Annotated in this window: 20 protein-coding genes and 1 pseudogene; 17 read left to right on the top strand and 4 right to left on the bottom strand. The window is 50.2% G+C overall.

Going from position 1 to position 16,166, the window contains the following annotated elements; all coding sequences use genetic code 11:
* Window positions 1–35 precede the first annotated feature (35 nt).
* The 4 genes from DPV68_RS03355 to DPV68_RS03370 are packed head-to-tail and all read left to right on the top strand — an operon-like array spanning window position 36 to window position 1,883.
* Window positions 36–581, top strand: a complete 546-nt coding sequence (locus DPV68_RS03355) for a phosphatidylglycerophosphatase A family protein (protein WP_114165615.1) — start codon at window positions 36–38, stop codon at window positions 579–581.
* On the top strand, window positions 581–1,165 hold the full coding sequence (locus tag DPV68_RS03360) for a phosphatase PAP2 family protein (RefSeq protein ID WP_114165418.1): 585 nt from the start codon (window positions 581–583) through the stop codon (window positions 1,163–1,165). Before DPV68_RS03355 ends, DPV68_RS03360 begins: the two co-directional genes overlap by 1 nt.
* On the top strand, window positions 1,162–1,671 hold the full coding sequence (locus DPV68_RS03365) for a hypothetical protein (RefSeq protein ID WP_114165419.1): 510 nt from the start codon (window positions 1,162–1,164) through the stop codon (window positions 1,669–1,671). The genes DPV68_RS03360 and DPV68_RS03365 overlap by 4 nt, the downstream gene beginning before the upstream one ends.
* 20 nt (window positions 1,672–1,691) lie before the next feature.
* Window positions 1,692–1,883 carry a hypothetical protein gene (locus DPV68_RS03370; RefSeq protein ID WP_114165420.1) on the top strand — a complete coding sequence of 64 codons (192 nt, stop codon included), beginning with the start codon at window positions 1,692–1,694 and terminating at the stop codon, window positions 1,881–1,883.
* Between the two features lie 17 nt (window positions 1,884–1,900).
* On the opposite strand, the gene DPV68_RS03375 is transcribed toward DPV68_RS03370, so the two are convergent.
* Both DPV68_RS03375 and DPV68_RS03380 read right to left on the bottom strand, forming a co-directional pair.
* Complete coding sequence (locus tag DPV68_RS03375; RefSeq protein ID WP_114165421.1) at window positions 1,901–2,188, bottom strand: FHA domain-containing protein; 288 nt, start codon at window positions 2,186–2,188, stop codon at window positions 1,901–1,903.
* 273 nt (window positions 2,189–2,461) lie between these two features.
* Complete coding sequence (locus tag DPV68_RS03380) at window positions 2,462–3,193, bottom strand: hypothetical protein (RefSeq protein ID WP_114165422.1); 732 nt, start codon at window positions 3,191–3,193, stop codon at window positions 2,462–2,464.
* A gap of 151 nt (window positions 3,194–3,344) precedes the next feature.
* Between DPV68_RS03380 and DPV68_RS03385 the strand changes: the two genes are divergently transcribed.
* From DPV68_RS03385 to nadE, 8 genes and pseudogenes are all read left to right on the top strand, one after another.
* The gene (locus DPV68_RS03385; RefSeq protein ID WP_114165423.1) at window positions 3,345–3,914 is read left to right on the top strand and encodes a GNAT family N-acetyltransferase; all 570 of its coding nucleotides are present in this window, start codon (window positions 3,345–3,347) and stop codon (window positions 3,912–3,914) included.
* Entirely contained in the window at window positions 3,914–4,627 is a 714-nt protein-coding gene (locus DPV68_RS03390; RefSeq protein WP_157964136.1) for an alpha/beta fold hydrolase, read from the top strand. Before DPV68_RS03385 ends, DPV68_RS03390 begins: the two co-directional genes overlap by 1 nt.
* A pseudogene (locus DPV68_RS15030) lies at window positions 4,620–5,180 on the top strand (NADPH-dependent FMN reductase). The gene DPV68_RS03390 and the pseudogene DPV68_RS15030 overlap by 8 nt, the downstream one beginning before the upstream one ends.
* A gap of 70 nt (window positions 5,181–5,250) precedes the next feature.
* Window positions 5,251–5,490: a hypothetical protein gene (locus DPV68_RS03405; protein ID WP_114165427.1), complete on the top strand. Its 240-nt coding sequence runs from the start codon at window positions 5,251–5,253 to the stop codon at window positions 5,488–5,490.
* A 71-nt stretch (window positions 5,491–5,561) separates the two neighbouring features.
* The gene (locus DPV68_RS03410) at window positions 5,562–6,653 is read left to right on the top strand and encodes a virulence factor (protein WP_114165616.1); all 1,092 of its coding nucleotides are present in this window, start codon (window positions 5,562–5,564) and stop codon (window positions 6,651–6,653) included.
* Between the two features lie 243 nt (window positions 6,654–6,896).
* Window positions 6,897–7,091, top strand: coding sequence for a hypothetical protein (locus DPV68_RS03415; RefSeq protein ID WP_114165428.1), 195 nt, complete (start codon window positions 6,897–6,899; stop codon window positions 7,089–7,091).
* A gap of 100 nt (window positions 7,092–7,191) precedes the next feature.
* A complete protein-coding gene (locus DPV68_RS03420) occupies window positions 7,192–7,986 on the top strand; it encodes a BsuPI-related putative proteinase inhibitor (protein ID WP_232819476.1) in 795 nt (264 codons plus the stop codon).
* Window positions 7,987–8,103: 117 nt separating this feature from the next.
* Window positions 8,104–8,919 carry an ammonia-dependent NAD(+) synthetase gene (nadE, locus tag DPV68_RS03425; RefSeq protein WP_114165429.1) on the top strand — a complete coding sequence of 272 codons (816 nt, stop codon included), beginning with the start codon at window positions 8,104–8,106 and terminating at the stop codon, window positions 8,917–8,919.
* A gap of 305 nt (window positions 8,920–9,224) precedes the next feature.
* Here nadE and DPV68_RS03430 read toward each other — a convergent pair whose 3' ends face one another.
* Window positions 9,225–9,614 (bottom strand): disulfide bond formation protein B, encoded by a 390-nt coding sequence (locus DPV68_RS03430; RefSeq protein ID WP_114165430.1) that lies wholly within the window; start codon window positions 9,612–9,614, stop codon window positions 9,225–9,227.
* Between the two features lie 110 nt (window positions 9,615–9,724).
* Between DPV68_RS03430 and DPV68_RS03435 the strand changes: the two genes are divergently transcribed.
* The 5 genes from DPV68_RS03435 to DPV68_RS03455 all read left to right on the top strand — a co-directional run bounded on the left by DPV68_RS03435 (window position 9,725) and on the right by DPV68_RS03455 (window position 15,196).
* The gene (locus tag DPV68_RS03435) at window positions 9,725–10,603 is read left to right on the top strand and encodes a transcriptional regulator CcpC (protein ID WP_114165431.1); all 879 of its coding nucleotides are present in this window, start codon (window positions 9,725–9,727) and stop codon (window positions 10,601–10,603) included.
* Window positions 10,600–11,721, top strand: coding sequence for an N-acetyldiaminopimelate deacetylase (locus DPV68_RS03440; protein ID WP_114165432.1), 1,122 nt, complete (start codon window positions 10,600–10,602; stop codon window positions 11,719–11,721). Before DPV68_RS03435 ends, DPV68_RS03440 begins: the two co-directional genes overlap by 4 nt.
* Window positions 11,722–11,990: 269 nt before the next feature.
* The gene (locus tag DPV68_RS03445; protein ID WP_114165433.1) at window positions 11,991–13,379 is read left to right on the top strand and encodes a cytochrome ubiquinol oxidase subunit I; all 1,389 of its coding nucleotides are present in this window, start codon (window positions 11,991–11,993) and stop codon (window positions 13,377–13,379) included.
* Between the two features lie 14 nt (window positions 13,380–13,393).
* Window positions 13,394–14,425 (top strand): cytochrome d ubiquinol oxidase subunit II, encoded by a 1,032-nt coding sequence (locus DPV68_RS03450; protein WP_114165434.1) that lies wholly within the window; start codon window positions 13,394–13,396, stop codon window positions 14,423–14,425.
* A gap of 108 nt (window positions 14,426–14,533) precedes the next feature.
* On the top strand, window positions 14,534–15,196 hold the full coding sequence (locus DPV68_RS03455; RefSeq protein WP_114165618.1) for a potassium channel family protein: 663 nt from the start codon (window positions 14,534–14,536) through the stop codon (window positions 15,194–15,196).
* Between the two features lie 27 nt (window positions 15,197–15,223).
* Here the strand turns inward: DPV68_RS03455 and DPV68_RS03460 are convergent, their stop codons facing one another.
* The gene (locus tag DPV68_RS03460) at window positions 15,224–16,000 is read right to left on the bottom strand and encodes a Cof-type HAD-IIB family hydrolase (RefSeq protein WP_114165435.1); all 777 of its coding nucleotides are present in this window, start codon (window positions 15,998–16,000) and stop codon (window positions 15,224–15,226) included.
* Window positions 16,001–16,166 lie beyond the last annotated feature (166 nt).

Below are 16,166 nucleotides of genomic sequence, written 5' to 3' on the forward strand. Positions count from 1 at the left end.
AAAGGATGTGTAGCGGGAGTGTTCCCGCCTAAATGATGAAATATGTACCACACTCACGAGACGTACGCGAGGCCGCACGGGCCAGGTTGATTGAACGGGGCGTATCGATTGAATCGATCGCCGAGATCGTCTATCAAATGCAGGCGCCATATTCGCCTCACTTATCATTGAAAGACTGCACGGAATCGGTCGAGGCCGTGTTAGATAAACGCGAGCTCCAACATGCGATTCTCGTCGGATCAGAACTAGACATTCTCGCCGAACGCGGTCAGTTGTCCGAGCCGCTTTTATCGATTGTGGCTTCGGACGAAGGCTTGTTCGGTGTTGATGAGACAATCGCCATCGGGGCCGTCAACACATATGGTTCCATTGCCGTCACGACGTTCGGATACTTAGACAAAGCGAAGATTGGCATCATTAAGCAGCTCGATACAAAAATGGAAGACGGACAAGTCCATACGTTTATGGATGACATTGTAGGCGCAATTGCGGCGAACGCATCGGGACGCTTGGCGCACCGGCTACGTGACATGACCGACTTTGGGGAAGAAGAGATGCGGGAACGAAAAGGGTTATATTGATGACTTCTCGCTCGAAAACGCTGGCGATCACCGGGACGATTGGATTCGTTCTCTTCTCGGTGTTCGTCGTTTTAGGTTGGGTGGTGCCAATCGACCGGTTCGTCACGTCTGCGCTCGAGCCGCTCGCCGGACCGTTGTTCGTCTACGTGACCGAGCTCGGGAGCGTGAAGGTATTGATTGGCCTGTCGTTTATCGGCATGCTTTATTTTTTGTGGCGGGGTGACCGGTTCGAGGCGTATCGCTTACCGAGTGTCGTCATCACGACGCTACTTGTGACGCAAGGGCTGAAACTTAGTTTTGGTGTCGACCGGCCGTCAATCGATGCTGCACTCGACGCGACGACATACAGTTTCCCGAGCGGCCATGCCTCAGGGTCACTCGCATTATATGGATTGATCGCCATATGGGTGTATCGACGCTTTGGAAGTGTAACGGGGTTGATTTTACTTGTCATGCTGACGTTAGGCGTCTCGTTCAGCCGGGTCATCTTGAACGTCCACTATTTCAGTGACGTCATCGGAGGCTGGATCGTCGCCCTGATCATCATGGCAGGTTCAGAAATAGTAAGGAGGAGACAGAATTGATTCTCGTCACACAAGTTGAAACATGGTTGTTTATGAACCGAGACCGAGCGGATGCGACAGAAGCGCCGACAATCCTGGTCGAAAAGGACGCTTTTGGGGCCAAGTCGTTCACGACGATGCGGACGTTGTTTCAATTGAAGAAATGGACAGGAAAGCATCGCTTCGTGCCGTTCTTGTCATGTGATGAAACGGCTTACCGAGCCTATGAAGTGTTTCATGTCGATGCGAAGCCCCCATTCGCCATCCTTGAATCAGGGCGTATCTTGATGAGGAATAATGAGCGGGACGAGGCCTATGACAACGCAATGGAAAATGCAGGCGTCACCTCGCAAGTCGAGCAGGTCGCGTTTGCGGCTAGTTATCTCGAACGAGAATTCGGCGAACCGGTCGTGCTTGCCATCGATGAACCGGTCGCGTCGCATGCCCGTGTCCCAGAAGACATATTTGTACCTGGGAATGTGATGCTGACGAGTGAAGGATTGTTCGCCTGGGCGAATCGACAATAAACGGAGAGAGGTGACGCGCAATGAATGAATGGGAACGAAAGATTCAAGAACTTCTCGACGGTTCGGTCGAAGAGTTGCTCGTGCCAAAAGACGAGTTTTTAACGGTCCGTTCGCTGTTAATGGACAAGGGCTGGATGTTTGAAGTCGTGGGGGAAGCGAAACATGGAGGCGTGACTGTATATAGAAAAAATGAACAAAGCGCATCCTCATAAGAGAGATGCGCTTTGTGTTAGGCGTTAGAAGCCAATTTGATTTTTTGTCGTTTTAACTTGTGTAATAACCAGGCGTGTAACACTTCACAAGAATGGTGAGGAAGGGTCAGTTCGACAAGTGGGTGTGACTGACCGAATATAGTGAAGCGCGAATGGTCCTCGTCGAGCATCGAGACTTGAATATCAGTCGCTTCTTGAAGCGAAATCCGTTGCTCGCCGGCTACTGCATCTTTTAGTTTCAGCATTTTCCCATTCGTCGCAAACTTGGTGAACGAAGATATTCCTTGTACTTTCAGTTGTTCCATCTCGTGGATCTATCCATCGGCGTGATGAATAGATTTTCACCTCGCTTTCTCTATATTGCCTTCCATTCCTCCAGAAGGTTATTCCTAGTATACCGCCCTCGGCATAAAAGAAAAGACTTAATTTAACGAAAAATTAAGACAATTTGTTATCAATTTTCAAAAATAGTATCACAGGCGCCTCACTGAGGGATTCGGAGTGTAATCTTTATGGCCGGGATAACAAAAAAGAACCTGATTGGACCAGGTTCGAAAAAGATTTATGCAGGGATGAACTCAAAATCGTTCGATTTCCCACGTGCGTCGACGATACGTTAATTGACCTTTCAGCGCGATGGATTCTTTTTTCGCGTCGAAGTCTTCCTCAAGGACGGACATATCCTCGTATCGTCCCGCGACATAGAAGGCGATCGACACTTGGCGATTGAATAGACTCCGTTTCGTATGGTCAAAGTCGATGATCAAGCCTTGCGGTGACAGCGCCAAAATCTCATCGATGACCGGGATGGGAATCGGGGCGAAACTGATGTTTCGGATGTCCCGGTCGAGCTTACTTTGCAACACGCTTTGAAGAAACTGGCTGATCGTCGACCAGTCTCTGATGTAAAGGCTGCTGTGACGGTCATTTGACTCATTAAAAAAAGCAATCTCGTTTTGAATCGAGTTGAGGAACGGTCCCTTTAAGCCTCGTTCCATGTGGCTGAAGAACAAAATCTCGGCGATTTCATGGTCTGATAATGATTCGAGCAGATGATAGTCGGGAAAATCGATGGCAGTGAAGCTTGTTTGATTGTTTAAGTATTTCGTCGAGAACGTCGACAATTCGTGCGCCTCGATATAGCGGAATCTGGTCCGGGACGACTGTCTCATTCCTTTTACGTCCGTACGACAGATAATCATCGGGCGGGCAAGTGCTAAAGCCTCAGTGACATCGCCTAACGTCACGCCGTGCAGTGTAAAACGTTGCAGGTCACGGTCTTGTTTAATGTAAAACAGCTGTTTCGACATGTTTATCCCCTCAGTTCAAAGTCACTATAGAATAATTCTAGCAAATCTCTCTTAAGAGTGCCATGTTTGAACGGTAGAAGAGGATTGAGGTCATCGTGATATCGGGTAAACGGTTATAATTGAAGAAAAGAAACAGAAAGGCGGATTCCATATGTGGGGGCTGAAAAAAAGTTTTCCCGAACTCATAACGAGTCGGTTCATCTTAAGGGAGCTTGAACCTCGTGACGCAAGGGCGCTCTATGTAATTCTCTCGACCGAGGAAGTGATGCGCTATTACGGTTCGGACCCTTTGTTAGCCGTTTATGAAGCGAAGAACGTCATCGCATATTTTAAAGATCAGTTTCAGCAAGGTAAAGCAATTCGTTGGGCGATTTGCGATCGCGAGACAAATGAACTGGTCGGGACGATCGGTTTTCATAACTGGACGCCACAATACTTTCGAGCCGAAATCGGTTTTGAAGTCGCGCCGAGCCATTGGCGCCGCGGGGTTGCTTATGAGGCGGCCTCGGCTGCGATTCGTCATGGATTCGATGAATTCAAGTTTCATCGTATTTCTGCGCTCGTCGCCCCGGAAAACGAAGGGTCGAATCGATTGGTGCAGAAACTTGGATTCACTCAAGAAGGGCTGTTGCGGGATTATGCGTATAGTCACGGTCGTTTTCTAGACTTGACGATGTATCGTCTCTTGAAAGAGGAGTGGAATGAGAGGGAGGAAAGATGATGAGACAACTTGTACTATTGCACGGCTTATGTGGGTCGCCTGACTATTTTGAGGAACTCATCCCACTGCTCGATGCGGATGTGTATGCGCTGACGCTACCGGGTCATGCCGGGACCGAGGCGGGACCGGAGACGATGGACCAGTTCGCGGATTGGGTACGTACTGAAATGCGGCTTCGGGAACTCAATCGGCCAATCGTGCTCGGCCATTCATTTGGGGGCTACATCACGACAAACCTCGTTCGCCGTTATCCGGCCGAGTTGTCAGGATTTGGCTTGATTCACTCGACGGCGGCGGCTGACTCGGAAGAAATAAAAGCCAAACGGAATCAAGCAATCGAACGGGTGATGGAAGAAGGGGCCCATCCGTTTATCGATTTGATGATCCCGGGTGTGTTTGCGTCTGACTCAGACACCACCTTGATCGAGCGTGCACAACAAATCGGGTATGAGATGTCAAAAGAAGGAATCATCGCGGCCCAGATTGCCATTCGTGACCGGGTTGACGAGACAAAGACCGTGCGCGAAACGAACCTGCCCGGCCTCTTCCTCTATGGGCACAAGGATCCTAATATGGACGCTGACCGTGCTTTTCTAGGTGCGGAGCATCACACGAGGTATACAGTCCCAGGCAGCCATATGGGAATGATGGAGGAACCCGAATTAGAAGCCCGTCTCATCAACGACTGGCTCACGGAGGTGCGGCATGTCTAAATATAAACTGGTTGCCGTATCAGGAAGCCTCCGAAAAGCATCGTTCAATACGGCGTTACTTCATTCAATCATTGAACTAGGTCAAGACCGATTCGATGTCGAAATCATCTCGATTGAGATGCCGCTCTATAACGATGACTTGATTGACCCGGATGAACCTGATGTCGTGCTCGCATTTAAACAGGCTGTGCGTGAGGCAGATGGACTCCTCGTCGTCACGCCAGAATACAATCACAGTATCCCGGGCGTCTAAAAGAACGCAATCGATTGGCTTTCCCTTGAACCGGGCACGCCGCTTCGGGACAAACCTGTCATGATTGCCGGTGCGTCTCCAGGGATGCTCGGGACGGCGCGTTGTCAAATTCATCTTCGTCAAGTATTTGCCACAAATCGTGCTAACGTTTTACCAGGAAATGAAATTTTTATCACTCATTGTAAAGAAAAGATTGATGAGAGTGGATTACATGATGAAACATCGCGACAACAAATCAATCGAGTGTTATCGGAGTATTATAATTGGATTGATTTTTGGAAGCGTCACGCAAAAAAATAACTTGAAGTCGCTTTGAATGTTTGATAGAAATGAATTGTGAAAACAAACACAAAGGGAGCGACAACAAAACATGGAAACATATATTGAACTGTACAATGGCGGCGAGTTAGAGGACCGAGCAGTCATCAATGATGGGATGACATTCGGCCGGGTCACGATTGTAGAATTATTCTATCAGACGGGCCATATTTTCGGATACGTCAAGGCTGATGGAGAGAAACGTTTCTTCCTCGAGCCGGTCGCCGGGGACGATACATTTATCGTCGAAGGAGACCGTTATTCGCTCCGACAGTTCATTGCCCTATTTTGATCTTCACGACGCAAGCGACTCGCTTGCGTTTTTTTGTCGTTTTCGTCACGATTGAAAGTGAGGTGATGAGAATGAAACTAGTAGCAATTGAACCAACTCCAAGTCCAAACAACTTGAAGATTATCGTGGAGCCAGCATTTACGGGTCGAGGCGTCACATATGATAAGGCGAGCCTTGATATGCCCCCGATTATCGAGGAAATCGTCGGGTTGCGCGGGGTCAAGTCGGTCTATGCCGTCTCAGATTTCCTCGCCGTCGAACGCCATCCGAAGCATGATTGGCACGACGTGATGAATGAGATTCGCCGCGCATTCGGGGAAGACGTGCCAGAAGTCGAGTCAAATCAAATGGCGGCAGATTATGAACCGGTACACGTGTCGGTCCAGTTCGTGCTCGATGTCCCGATGCAGTTGAAACTCGTCAAAGGAGACTCGGAGAAGCGCGTCGGTTTGTCGAAACGGTTCGTCGATGCTGCACTCGACGTGCAGGCTCAAGTGAAAAATATCATTCAAGACCGGCGTTGGGTCGAACAAGCTCCGCGCTACGGAGAACTCGAAGAGGTGAGCGTTGTCGCCCAAGAAGAACTTGAGGCGGCCTATCCTGAAGAACGGGTCGCGCGTATCGTCGCCCGTGCGTTCGGAAGGGAAGCCGACTACGAGGCGAATGCGAACCAGTTGCAATCGGACGATTGGAAAGTACGATTGGCGTTCTTGGATGAACTCGAGATTATCCCGGACAACATGGTGTACTTCCGCCGAGCGCTTGAGGATAAAGTGATGGCGATTCGTCGCCAAGCGGTCGTTATGATTGGCATGTTCGAGGAGAACCGGGAAGAGTACGTCACGTATATCGAACAGGCGCTCGTGGACTCGTCACCGATCGTCCGGCGTACGGCCGGCGATACGGTATCCGATTGGGCGTTGCCGCAGTCGCAACCGTCCATGATCGAGGCGCTCAAAGATAAGAGCAAGCTCGTTCGTTGGCGGGCCGCCCGCTTCCTGTTTGATTGCGGCGATGACGAGGCTGTACCGGCACTGAAACTTGCCGAGGAAGACCGTGAGTTCGAAGTTTCTCTCCAAGCTCGCCTTGCCAAAGAACGAATCACGAGCGGAGAAACAGCGCTCGGGACAGTGTGGCAACAAATTTCGAATCGGACGAAATAACAATCATTCGACAAATTAATCAAATCACTTTTTACAGTTACAGGGAAGAGAGACAAGTCATTATGCGATTTGTCTCTCTTTTTAGGGATATAAATTGTTAATTCATCCAAATGACTAACAATCGATACCAGTTATTCGACAGGTGAGTTAGTAGGTTTGAGAACCTGTCGAACGATGGGACGTTTTTATTTGTGAATCGTTGCTACACTAGAAGTATCTTATACCGAAAAAGGAGCCATACTCATGATGCTTTTTGCAGAAACCCCAGAACTCGTAGCCTATAAGGAAGTCGTCGATGACATGATTACGGTCATTTTTGAGTCGATTCATAGTGAAACGTTCTCGATCTCTGCACAAGTTCGTCCCGACATCGACGTCGCTGACGTGTTGTTCATGACAGGTTGGCAACAGTATGTGGAAAACATCCAAGTTTCATAATAAAGGTGAATAATATGCGTAAACCTATTACAAACGTCTGCACGAACGTTTACACTAGTGCTATAGACGTTTTTTTATTTTTTAGAGGAGAGTGGCATACGTGAAGAAAATTTGGTTATTGGCCATCGTCACGGTCATGATGTTGGTTGTGGCAGCGTGCAGTAGCGAAGAAGCAAACCCGAGTGATGTGGACGGAAACGCGTCGACGCCGCCTGCTTTATTGACGCTCGATACGAACGTGAGCTATGACGCCGAAGCGAAGCAATTGTCGGCGACGGTTTCGATGACTAATCCGAACGAAGAACCGGTCCAGGTAACGTTCAACTCGTCTCAACGTTTTCAAATGACGGTTAGGGAAGGCGATACGACAACTTTTGATTATGGCAGTGAATATATGTTCACGGAATCAATAATTGAAGAGACGTGGGCACCTGGAGAGAAGAAAGTATTCGACGAGGTCTTCCCGCTCGTGCTGGAAGCCGGGGATTATACGGTAGACTTCATCGGTCTGGCTCAAGTCGAAGGTGCGCCTGAGATGGCAGTCACGGACCAACACGCTTTGACTGTTGAAGCGCTCGAGACGCCGACAGAAGAGACGACTGAAGAATCTACTGAGGAACCGAGCGACCAGCCGGCGCAAACGAACGGTGCGTTCCGTGATGTCGTGATTAACTTGAACGGCAGCACCATCGACGTGTCTGGCTTCACGGACGTCGAAGAGTTTGAGTGGAGTGTGTCGGACGGTCATACCCTGTATGCCCAAGGCGCGGCAGAAGTGACAAGCGGCGGCTTTACGTTCGGCGTTCTCTTAGATGAAGAACCTCAGGCTGGGAAAACACTGTTTTTGGAGATGACGCCAATCGGCGGGGACGTCTCTTCGTTCCGCATCCAATAAACGAACGACGGAAACCGAGGTTTCCGTCGTTTTTTTTCGGGAATGAAACAAGTTGACGGCATCTACGGATTGTCAGACAATGAGGCAAACGAATACCACCTAGGGAGGAAATGGAGTATGCAACAACACATTATCGAATCGACACACGTCAAACCCGTCATCAACCCGGCTGAAGAAATTCGACGGCGCATTGATTTTTTAAAGACTTACGTCAGACAGGCCGGGGCAAAAGGGCTCGTGCTCGGAATATCAGGAGGACAAGACTCAACACTCGCGGGTAAACTTGGGCAGCAGGCGATGGAAGAATTGCGTCAAGAAACGGGCGCGGATTACACGTTCTACGCTGTCCGTCTCCCATACGGCGAGCAACATGACGAAGCCGATGCCAAACGTGCCCTCGAGTTCATCCGACCGGACAAGACATTTACGGTCAACGTGAAGGCTGCCGTTGACGCTTCGGCTGAAGCGTTCGAACAAGCGACCGGACTTGAGTTAGGTGATTTTCATAAAGGGAACACGAAAGCGCGTGAGCGGATGAAAGTACAGTATGATATCGCAGCCACATTCGGCGCGCTCGTCATCGGGACAGATCATGCGGCTGAATATGTGACGGGTTTTTACACGAAGCATGGGGACGGTGCGGCCGACTTGACACCACTTACAGGACTCAACAAACGTCAAGGCAAGGCGTTGCTCCATGAACTCGGGGCCCATGAGAGTTTGATTTATAAAGTGCCAACGGCTGATCTCGAAGATGACAAACCAGGTCTCCCGGACGAAGTCGCCCTCGGGATGACATATGATCAGCTTGATGATTACTTGGAAGGGAAAGACATCGACCCGGATATCGCAAAACGAATCGAGACGATTTTTAAACGGTCACGACACAAGCACCATATGCCGGCCTCGCTCTACGACGAGTGGTGGCAGTGAGCATAGAGGACCAGCCCACGGGTTGGTTCTTTTTTTGTATGATGAACCAAGTTCTGTATTGACTTTGCCGGTACCCTCCGTTCCTGGGGCGATGCGGATGCCTCCGCAGCGCGAATCGCGCTTTACGGGGTCATCCTTGCATCGCTCTCCCTTAGGAGTTCGAGTGCCGGCTTTGGCACTGGACAGTCAGACCGTCGCGATGCGGCACCGGGATTGCCCGCGGAAAGCATGGGCGCCGAAAGGGACGCGCGATTTAATCACACAAAAGAACCGATTCTTAGACCGGTTCTTTTGTGTATCATGTATTAGCGCTTCGAGCGTGTCGGCGCGAATTGGATGAGTAAGATGAGCGTGAACGCGATCAAGCTGAGGAGCGGGATTGTAAGAAATCCAAAATAGTTCACCCAACGAATCAAGCAGTCGTTGCTGCAGAAGGCGTCACCGTTCGGGATCCGTTCGAGAATGACGTGATAGAGGGCGATTGCCCATCCCGCACCGGCCATGAGACCGACGAACAATTTGTTAACGGAACGGTTAGACAGGAGAATTGTCAAATAATAAATGGCGAGCGGATACATAAATATGCGTTGGAACCAACATAACTTACATGGCACGTACAGCATGATCTCTGAGAAATAAAGGCTGCCGAGCGTCGCGATGGTGGCGACAATAAAAGCAAAATGATGACGTTGCATGAGATTACCTCCTGATGATTCAAAATGAATCGATTAACATGATATGATACAGTGAAGCAATAACGTATCCAGTATACAATCTTTGAAACGATAGAGAAATAGGTGACGTCATGCAAGTATCAGAAGTGGAAGTGTTGATCGTCCTCGCCGAAGAGTTGAACATGCGTAGAGCGGCGGAGCGTTTATTCGTGTCCCAACCCGCGCTCAGTCAACGGCTCGTCACGATCGAGCATCAGTGGGGCAAGAAAATTTTCGTCCGTTCAACTCGTGGCCTTGCGCTCACGCCAGACGGTGAAAAAATTATTGAATTCGCAAAAAAAATGTATAGCGAAGAACAAGAACTGCGAGGCGAGCTGACGGCCAAGCAAGGTGAAGTGTATGGGACGCTCAAGATCGCGGTCGCTTCGATTATGGGCCAATATTGGTTGCCTCGCGTCTTGAAACGATTCATGGAGCGTTATCCTTCTGTACGTGTCAAGCTCGTAACAGGCTGGTCGAGTGAGATGATGCGTTATATGCTTGAAGAAAACTTTCATATTGGCATCATTCGAGGAAATCCGGATTGGCGCGGAGAAAAGATGAAACTGTTCTCGGATTCACTTCACCTCGTCGACCTACGGATGACCGATTTACAACAATTGAAAAATAACGAGCGTTCCTTCATACAATTCAAGAGCGACTCAACGTATTACCAAGAGATTCTTGAATGGTGGCAAGAACGGTTCTCGAGCCCCCCTCTCACAACGCTCGTTGTCGACCAAATTGAGACGTGCAAACAGATGGCACTCCACGGCATCGGGTTTGCGATTTTACCGGAGTCGACGATTCGCGATGTCGAGGCGATCAATAAGATTCCGCTCACCTCGTCGAACGGGACCCCTCTCGTTCGAGATACGTGGATGTTGTCGACCGAATCGATGCTTGAGTTGGCACAAGTGAAGGCGTTTTGGGAAATCGTGGATGAAGTGACAAAGGAGAGTGTGGAATGAGTTGGGCAATTGAAGCGAGACGACAATTACATTTGATTCCAGAACGAGGCTACGAAGAGTTTAAGACACAGGCGACGCTTGAGGAATTGATTCGTTCCTTGAACTCGCCGCGGGTACACATCTCGCATTGGCGTACCGGCCTGTTCGTCCGCATTGATGGTCTTGTCGGTGAGAAGACGATTGGGTACCGAGCCGACATGGACGGCTTGCCGATCCTAGAGGAGACAGGACTCGAGTTCGCCTCGGTCCATGAAGGGATGATGCACGCTTGTGGTCACGACGTTCACATGGCGATCGCCCTTGGGTTGATCAAACGTGCCGTCGAGAAGCCGCTCGACCACGACCTCGTCGTCTTTTTCCAACCGGCCGAGGAGGGTCCCGGCGGCGCCGAACCGATGGCCGTGTCGGAACTGTTCTACCATTTCCGTCCCGATGCGATGTTCGGACTGCACGTCGCCCCTGAATACCCGGTCGGCACCATCGCCTCGCGACCAGGCGTCTTGTTCGCGAGTGCGCGTGAACTGCATCTGACGATTCACGGGAAAGGCGGACATGGGGCCTTCCCACATGCGGGGATTGACGCCGTCATCGTCCAAGCCGCCTTAATCATGCAACTTCAAACGATTGTCTCGCGTAATATCGATCCGATGGGGAGCGCGGTCATTTCAATCGGCAAGGTCGTGGCCGGCACGAAAGAGAATATCATTGCGGACACGGCCAAACTCGATGGGACGATTCGAGCCTTATCGGACAAGGAGATGGTCGTGCTCGAACGGCGCATCCGTCAAATCATCGCCGGGGTGGAAATGACGTATAACGTTCAAATCGATCTCGAGTTCGGCAATCGCTATCATGAGGTCGTCAACGATGAGCGCTATTTGTTCCAATTCGAAGAAGTGGTCGAAGAAGTCGGGTATTCGTACAAGACGTGTGTCCCCGCCATGACCGGCGAGGATTTCGGTTATATGCTGAAGCAAGTACCTGGATTCATGGTCTGGCTTGGCGTGAATGATATGGGGTCGGGACTCCATCAATCGACGCTTAATCCGGATGAACGGGCGATCGATGTGGCCATCGAGCTGTTCGATCATTTTTTTAGAACGGCAATCATTAAATGAAGGGAGCGGACATGCTGATGTCCGCTTTTTTTGTGCAAAATGTGTTGAAATGTGCGTGAACGGTTAAAGATTCGGGAAGTAAATAAGACTTGTAAAGCGTCGATATTGTTAAGCATGCTCAAATGTGAACATTTTGCGAACTCAAGCATTGAGACATTACAGCGCTATATAAAATCATTATGATAAGGGTATCCAAGGGAAATCATCTGTGATGTTGCGCGATAGACATTGGTTTGACGCGCTAGAGAGAGATAGGAGGTAATCAATAGATGTTTCAAGATCCTGTCCTGATGAGCCGGGCGTTAACGGCACTCACGTTGGGTTTCCACGTGATTTTTGCCACAATCGGCGTTGGGGTTCCACTTTTAATTTTATTGGCAGAGTTTTTAGGCATTAAAAAGAAAGATCCGAAATATACCTTGATGGCCCGTCGCTGGTCACGGGGCTATGTTGTCACCGTAGCGGTCGGTGTCGTGACAGGTACGGCAATCGGGCTCCAGCTGTCCTTACTTTGGCCGAACATGATGCGCGTCGCCGGTCAAACGATCGCTCTTCCATTATTTATGGAAACGTTCGCCTTCTTCTTTGAGGCGATCTTCCTCGGAATTTATTTGTACACGTGGGATCGCTTTAAGAACCCATGGCACCACATGCTCGTCGGGATTCCGGTCGCCGTCGGCGCCTTGTTCTCAGGTTTCTTCATTACAACCGTGAACAGCTTCATGAACCAACCGGTCGGATTTGATATCGTCGATGGGCGTCTTGCCAACGTGAGTCCGCTTGAAGCGATGTTCAGTCCGGCAATGCCGACAAAAATGGCGCACGTCTTGACGTCAGCTATCCTGACATCCGCGTTCATTTTAGCGGCGATCGCGGCCGTTCAGTTGCTCCGTCAACGTCGGAACCAGCTCGACAAGTTGTCGATTGAGTACCATAAAAAAGGGCTCCGCTTGACGATGACCGTCGCACTCATTTTTGCGATTGCGACTGCCCTCGTCGGGGACTTCTCAGGTAAATACTTGGCGAAATACCAGCCGGAAAAATTGGCGGCTGCGGAGTGGCACTTTGAAACATCCTCGGAAGCCGAGCTCATCTTGGGCGGCTGGCTCGAGGAAGACGGGGAAGGCGGTTACGAAGTACGAGGCGCCTTGAAGATCCCTTACGCATTGTCCATCCTAGCGGGTGGCGTACCGAACTATGAGGTGACAGGTCTTGACGAATTCGCGAAAGAAGATCAACCACCGTTATTCGTCCACTATCTGTTTGATGCGATGGTCGGGATCGGGATGCTCCTTGCACTGATTTCGTTCTTGTTCGTCCTCGGACGCTATATCAAGCGGCTACCGCAATTCAGTAAACCGATGCTCATCGCCATCGCAGCGGGCGGTCCGCTCGCGATGATGGCCATCGAATTCGGCTGGTTCTTCGCCGAGTTCGGTCGTCAACCTTGGGCGCTTTACGAGTTGATGCGCACGAGTGAAGCGGCAACGACATCAGCGAACGTCGGTTGGATGCTTATCGCCTTTGCGATCCTGTATGCAGTTCTTGGCGTGGTCACCGTGCTCGTCTTGACTCGTCTGTTCAAGGACAACCCAGTAGGGAAAGAACTAAAACAATCGGAGCATCGCGGTGAAGCGATGTTCGCGGATGAAGTGTGATCGGAGGGTATGATATGCAGATTCAAGAATTAGGGATTGCCGTACTATGGACGTTTTTGTACGGCTATCTCATCGTCGCATCGATTGATTTCGGTGCCGGCTTCTTCGCCTTCTATAGCAAGTACACGAAGCGAGACCACATGATCAACCGTTTGATTCAGCGGTACTTGTCACCGACGTGGGAAGTGACGAACGTCTTCTTCGTCTTCTTCTTTGTCGGAATCGTCGGGTTCTTCCCGGATACGGCCTACTATTACGGGACAGCACTTCTCATTCCCGCCTCGGTCGTATTGATTCTACTTGCAATTCGCGGGAGTTTCTATGCGTTCGCCAACTATGGTTCAAAAGAGAGCACGTTTTACATGTTCCTGTACGGGGCGACCGGTCTCTTGATTCCGGCCTCGATGTCGACCGTCCTTACGGTCAGTCAAGGCGGATTCATCAATGAGACCGAGTCCGGCGTCTTCTTTGACGGCATGAAGTTGTTCACCAACTTCTATTCATGGACCGTGGTCTTCTTGGCGATTGTGTCGGTGCTCTACATCAGCGCCATGTTCCTGTTGTTCTACGCGGACAAGGCACGTGACGTGCAAGCGGTCCCGCTCGTTCGGAAGTGGGCCTTGTTCTGGAGCGTGCCGACCATTATCGCCTCGGGCCTCGTCTTCTTCGGGTTGAAGTCGCAGGCGGCTTGGCATTATGAGAGTATTTTGGCAGGCAACTGGTGGTGGTTCGCCGCAAGTTTCATTTTCTTCGTCGTAGCAGTCTCATTCGTCTACTTGAAGCGAAACTACGGCCTCGCTTTCTTGATGGTCATGGGTCAATTCTTTATGGCTTGGTTCGGATATGGCTATACGCACTTGCCGTATATCCTCTACCCGTACATCGACATCAACGGAAGCGTCGTCAACGAATCGATGGCGGTCGCCCTCGTCATCGTCTTCATCCTTGGATTGCTCCTTCTCGTACCGGCGCTGTATCTCTTACTACGCCTGTTCTTGTTCGACAATGACTATGTACGCGGAAAACGTTCGAGTGGTAAAGCGTAAAGACCGGATGATTCCGGTCTTTTTTTGTATAGTTTTTTTGAAGGGAATCGGTTACACTGTACGAAGAATCGGGAACAGAAACAGCGTAGGAAAGGGATGTATGAAATTATGACAGGTGAATTTGCAGTCATCGGATTAGGACGGTTTGGCGGTTCGATTGTACGGGAGCTGTCGGCAAACGGGTATGACGTGTTGGCCATCGACGCCGATGAAGAACGCGTCAACGAGTTTATGGGACTGGCGACGCACGCAGTCATCGCCGATACGACGGATGAGAATGTATTGAAAAGTCTCGGGATTCGCAACTTCGAACACGTCATCGTGGCGATTGGGGAAAACATTCAAGCATCGATTTTAACGACGCTCATTTTAAAAGAGCTCGGTGTTCGAATCATTACTGTGAAAGCGACGAACGATTATCATGAGAAGGTATTGCGCCGCATCGGAGCCGATAACATCGTCCACCCAGAACGTGACATGGGTGTGCGGATCGCGAACGGGTTGATGAGTCAAAGCATCCTCGACTACCTCGAACTCTCAAACGAACATTCAATTGTTGAAATTAAAGCGTCTGAGAAGCTATCGAATAAATCGCTCATCGACTTAGATCTTCGTGCTAAATACGGCGTCAACATCGTCGCCGTCCGCCGAGATGACGACGTCATCATCTCCCCGCAAGCCGACGAGATGATTCTGCCAGAAGACATTTTAATCATCATCGGAAAAGATACAGACTTAGATCGGCTCGAGCGTTCGCTTCGGTCTAGATAAAAAACGAGAGGCGTGCCTCTCGTTTTTTTAGATAAGCTTCATTTTTTTTAGCCCGTACTCAATCCCGTCCTCGAGAATCGACTTCGTCACGAAGTCTGCGACTTCTTTTGCTTCGGTCCGGGCGTTGCCCATCGCGATGCCGGTCCCGACATATTCGAGCATTGCCAAGTCGTTCAAGGCGTCGCCAAAGGCGTACGTGTTCTCAAGCCGGTAGCCGTTCGCCTCGATGAAGTGACGGATGCCATCGGCCTTGCTCGCACCGCGATTGATGACGTCCATGGCGTGCGGGTGCCAGCGGATGAAATCAAATTCGCCGTACGCATCCAAATAGTGATGCTCTTCTTCTGGCGTACAGTACAGTAACGTCTGATAGACGGCTTGTTCGATGTGGAAATTCGGTTCATAGGTCGGGATTGGCATCTCGAGCTCACCGAGCGACTGCTCGACAATAGGATCGTTCACTTTCGTCGCACCGCCTCGGTCTTGACCGAGATAGACGAGCGTATGGTCGTTCGAGCCGGCATGCGTGGTCAGGCGATGGAGGGCATCTGTCGGTAAGGCGTTCCGGTAGACGACCTCGCCCTTATGGACGACGATTTGTCCGTTATAACAAACAAAGCTCTCAATCCCTACTTGCGCTGGGATATCTGAGAGCATCGCTGGTCCGCGGCCGGTCGCAATGAACGTCTCGACGCCGTTGTGACGCAACTGCTGAATGGCCGCAATCGTCGAAGGGGGAATGTACGACCCTTCATGGAGCAACGTGCCATCGATGTCAAAAAAGACTACTTTCTTATCTTCCATGTTATTTCACCATGCTTTCTCTGTCTTGAATAGGTCAGTTGTATCTTAAAAAGCATAACATGAAATCGAGAAACCGCCCTCAATCTAACGTCATTAGTGAAATATTGTCACAATATGAGCTATAATGAAGAAAGAATCTTACGGAACGTAATTATATTGCGAGAAT

The organism is Exiguobacterium sp. TNDT2, from assembly GCF_003331145.1.
Taxonomy (GTDB): domain Bacteria; phylum Bacillota; class Bacilli; order Exiguobacteriales; family Exiguobacteriaceae; genus Exiguobacterium.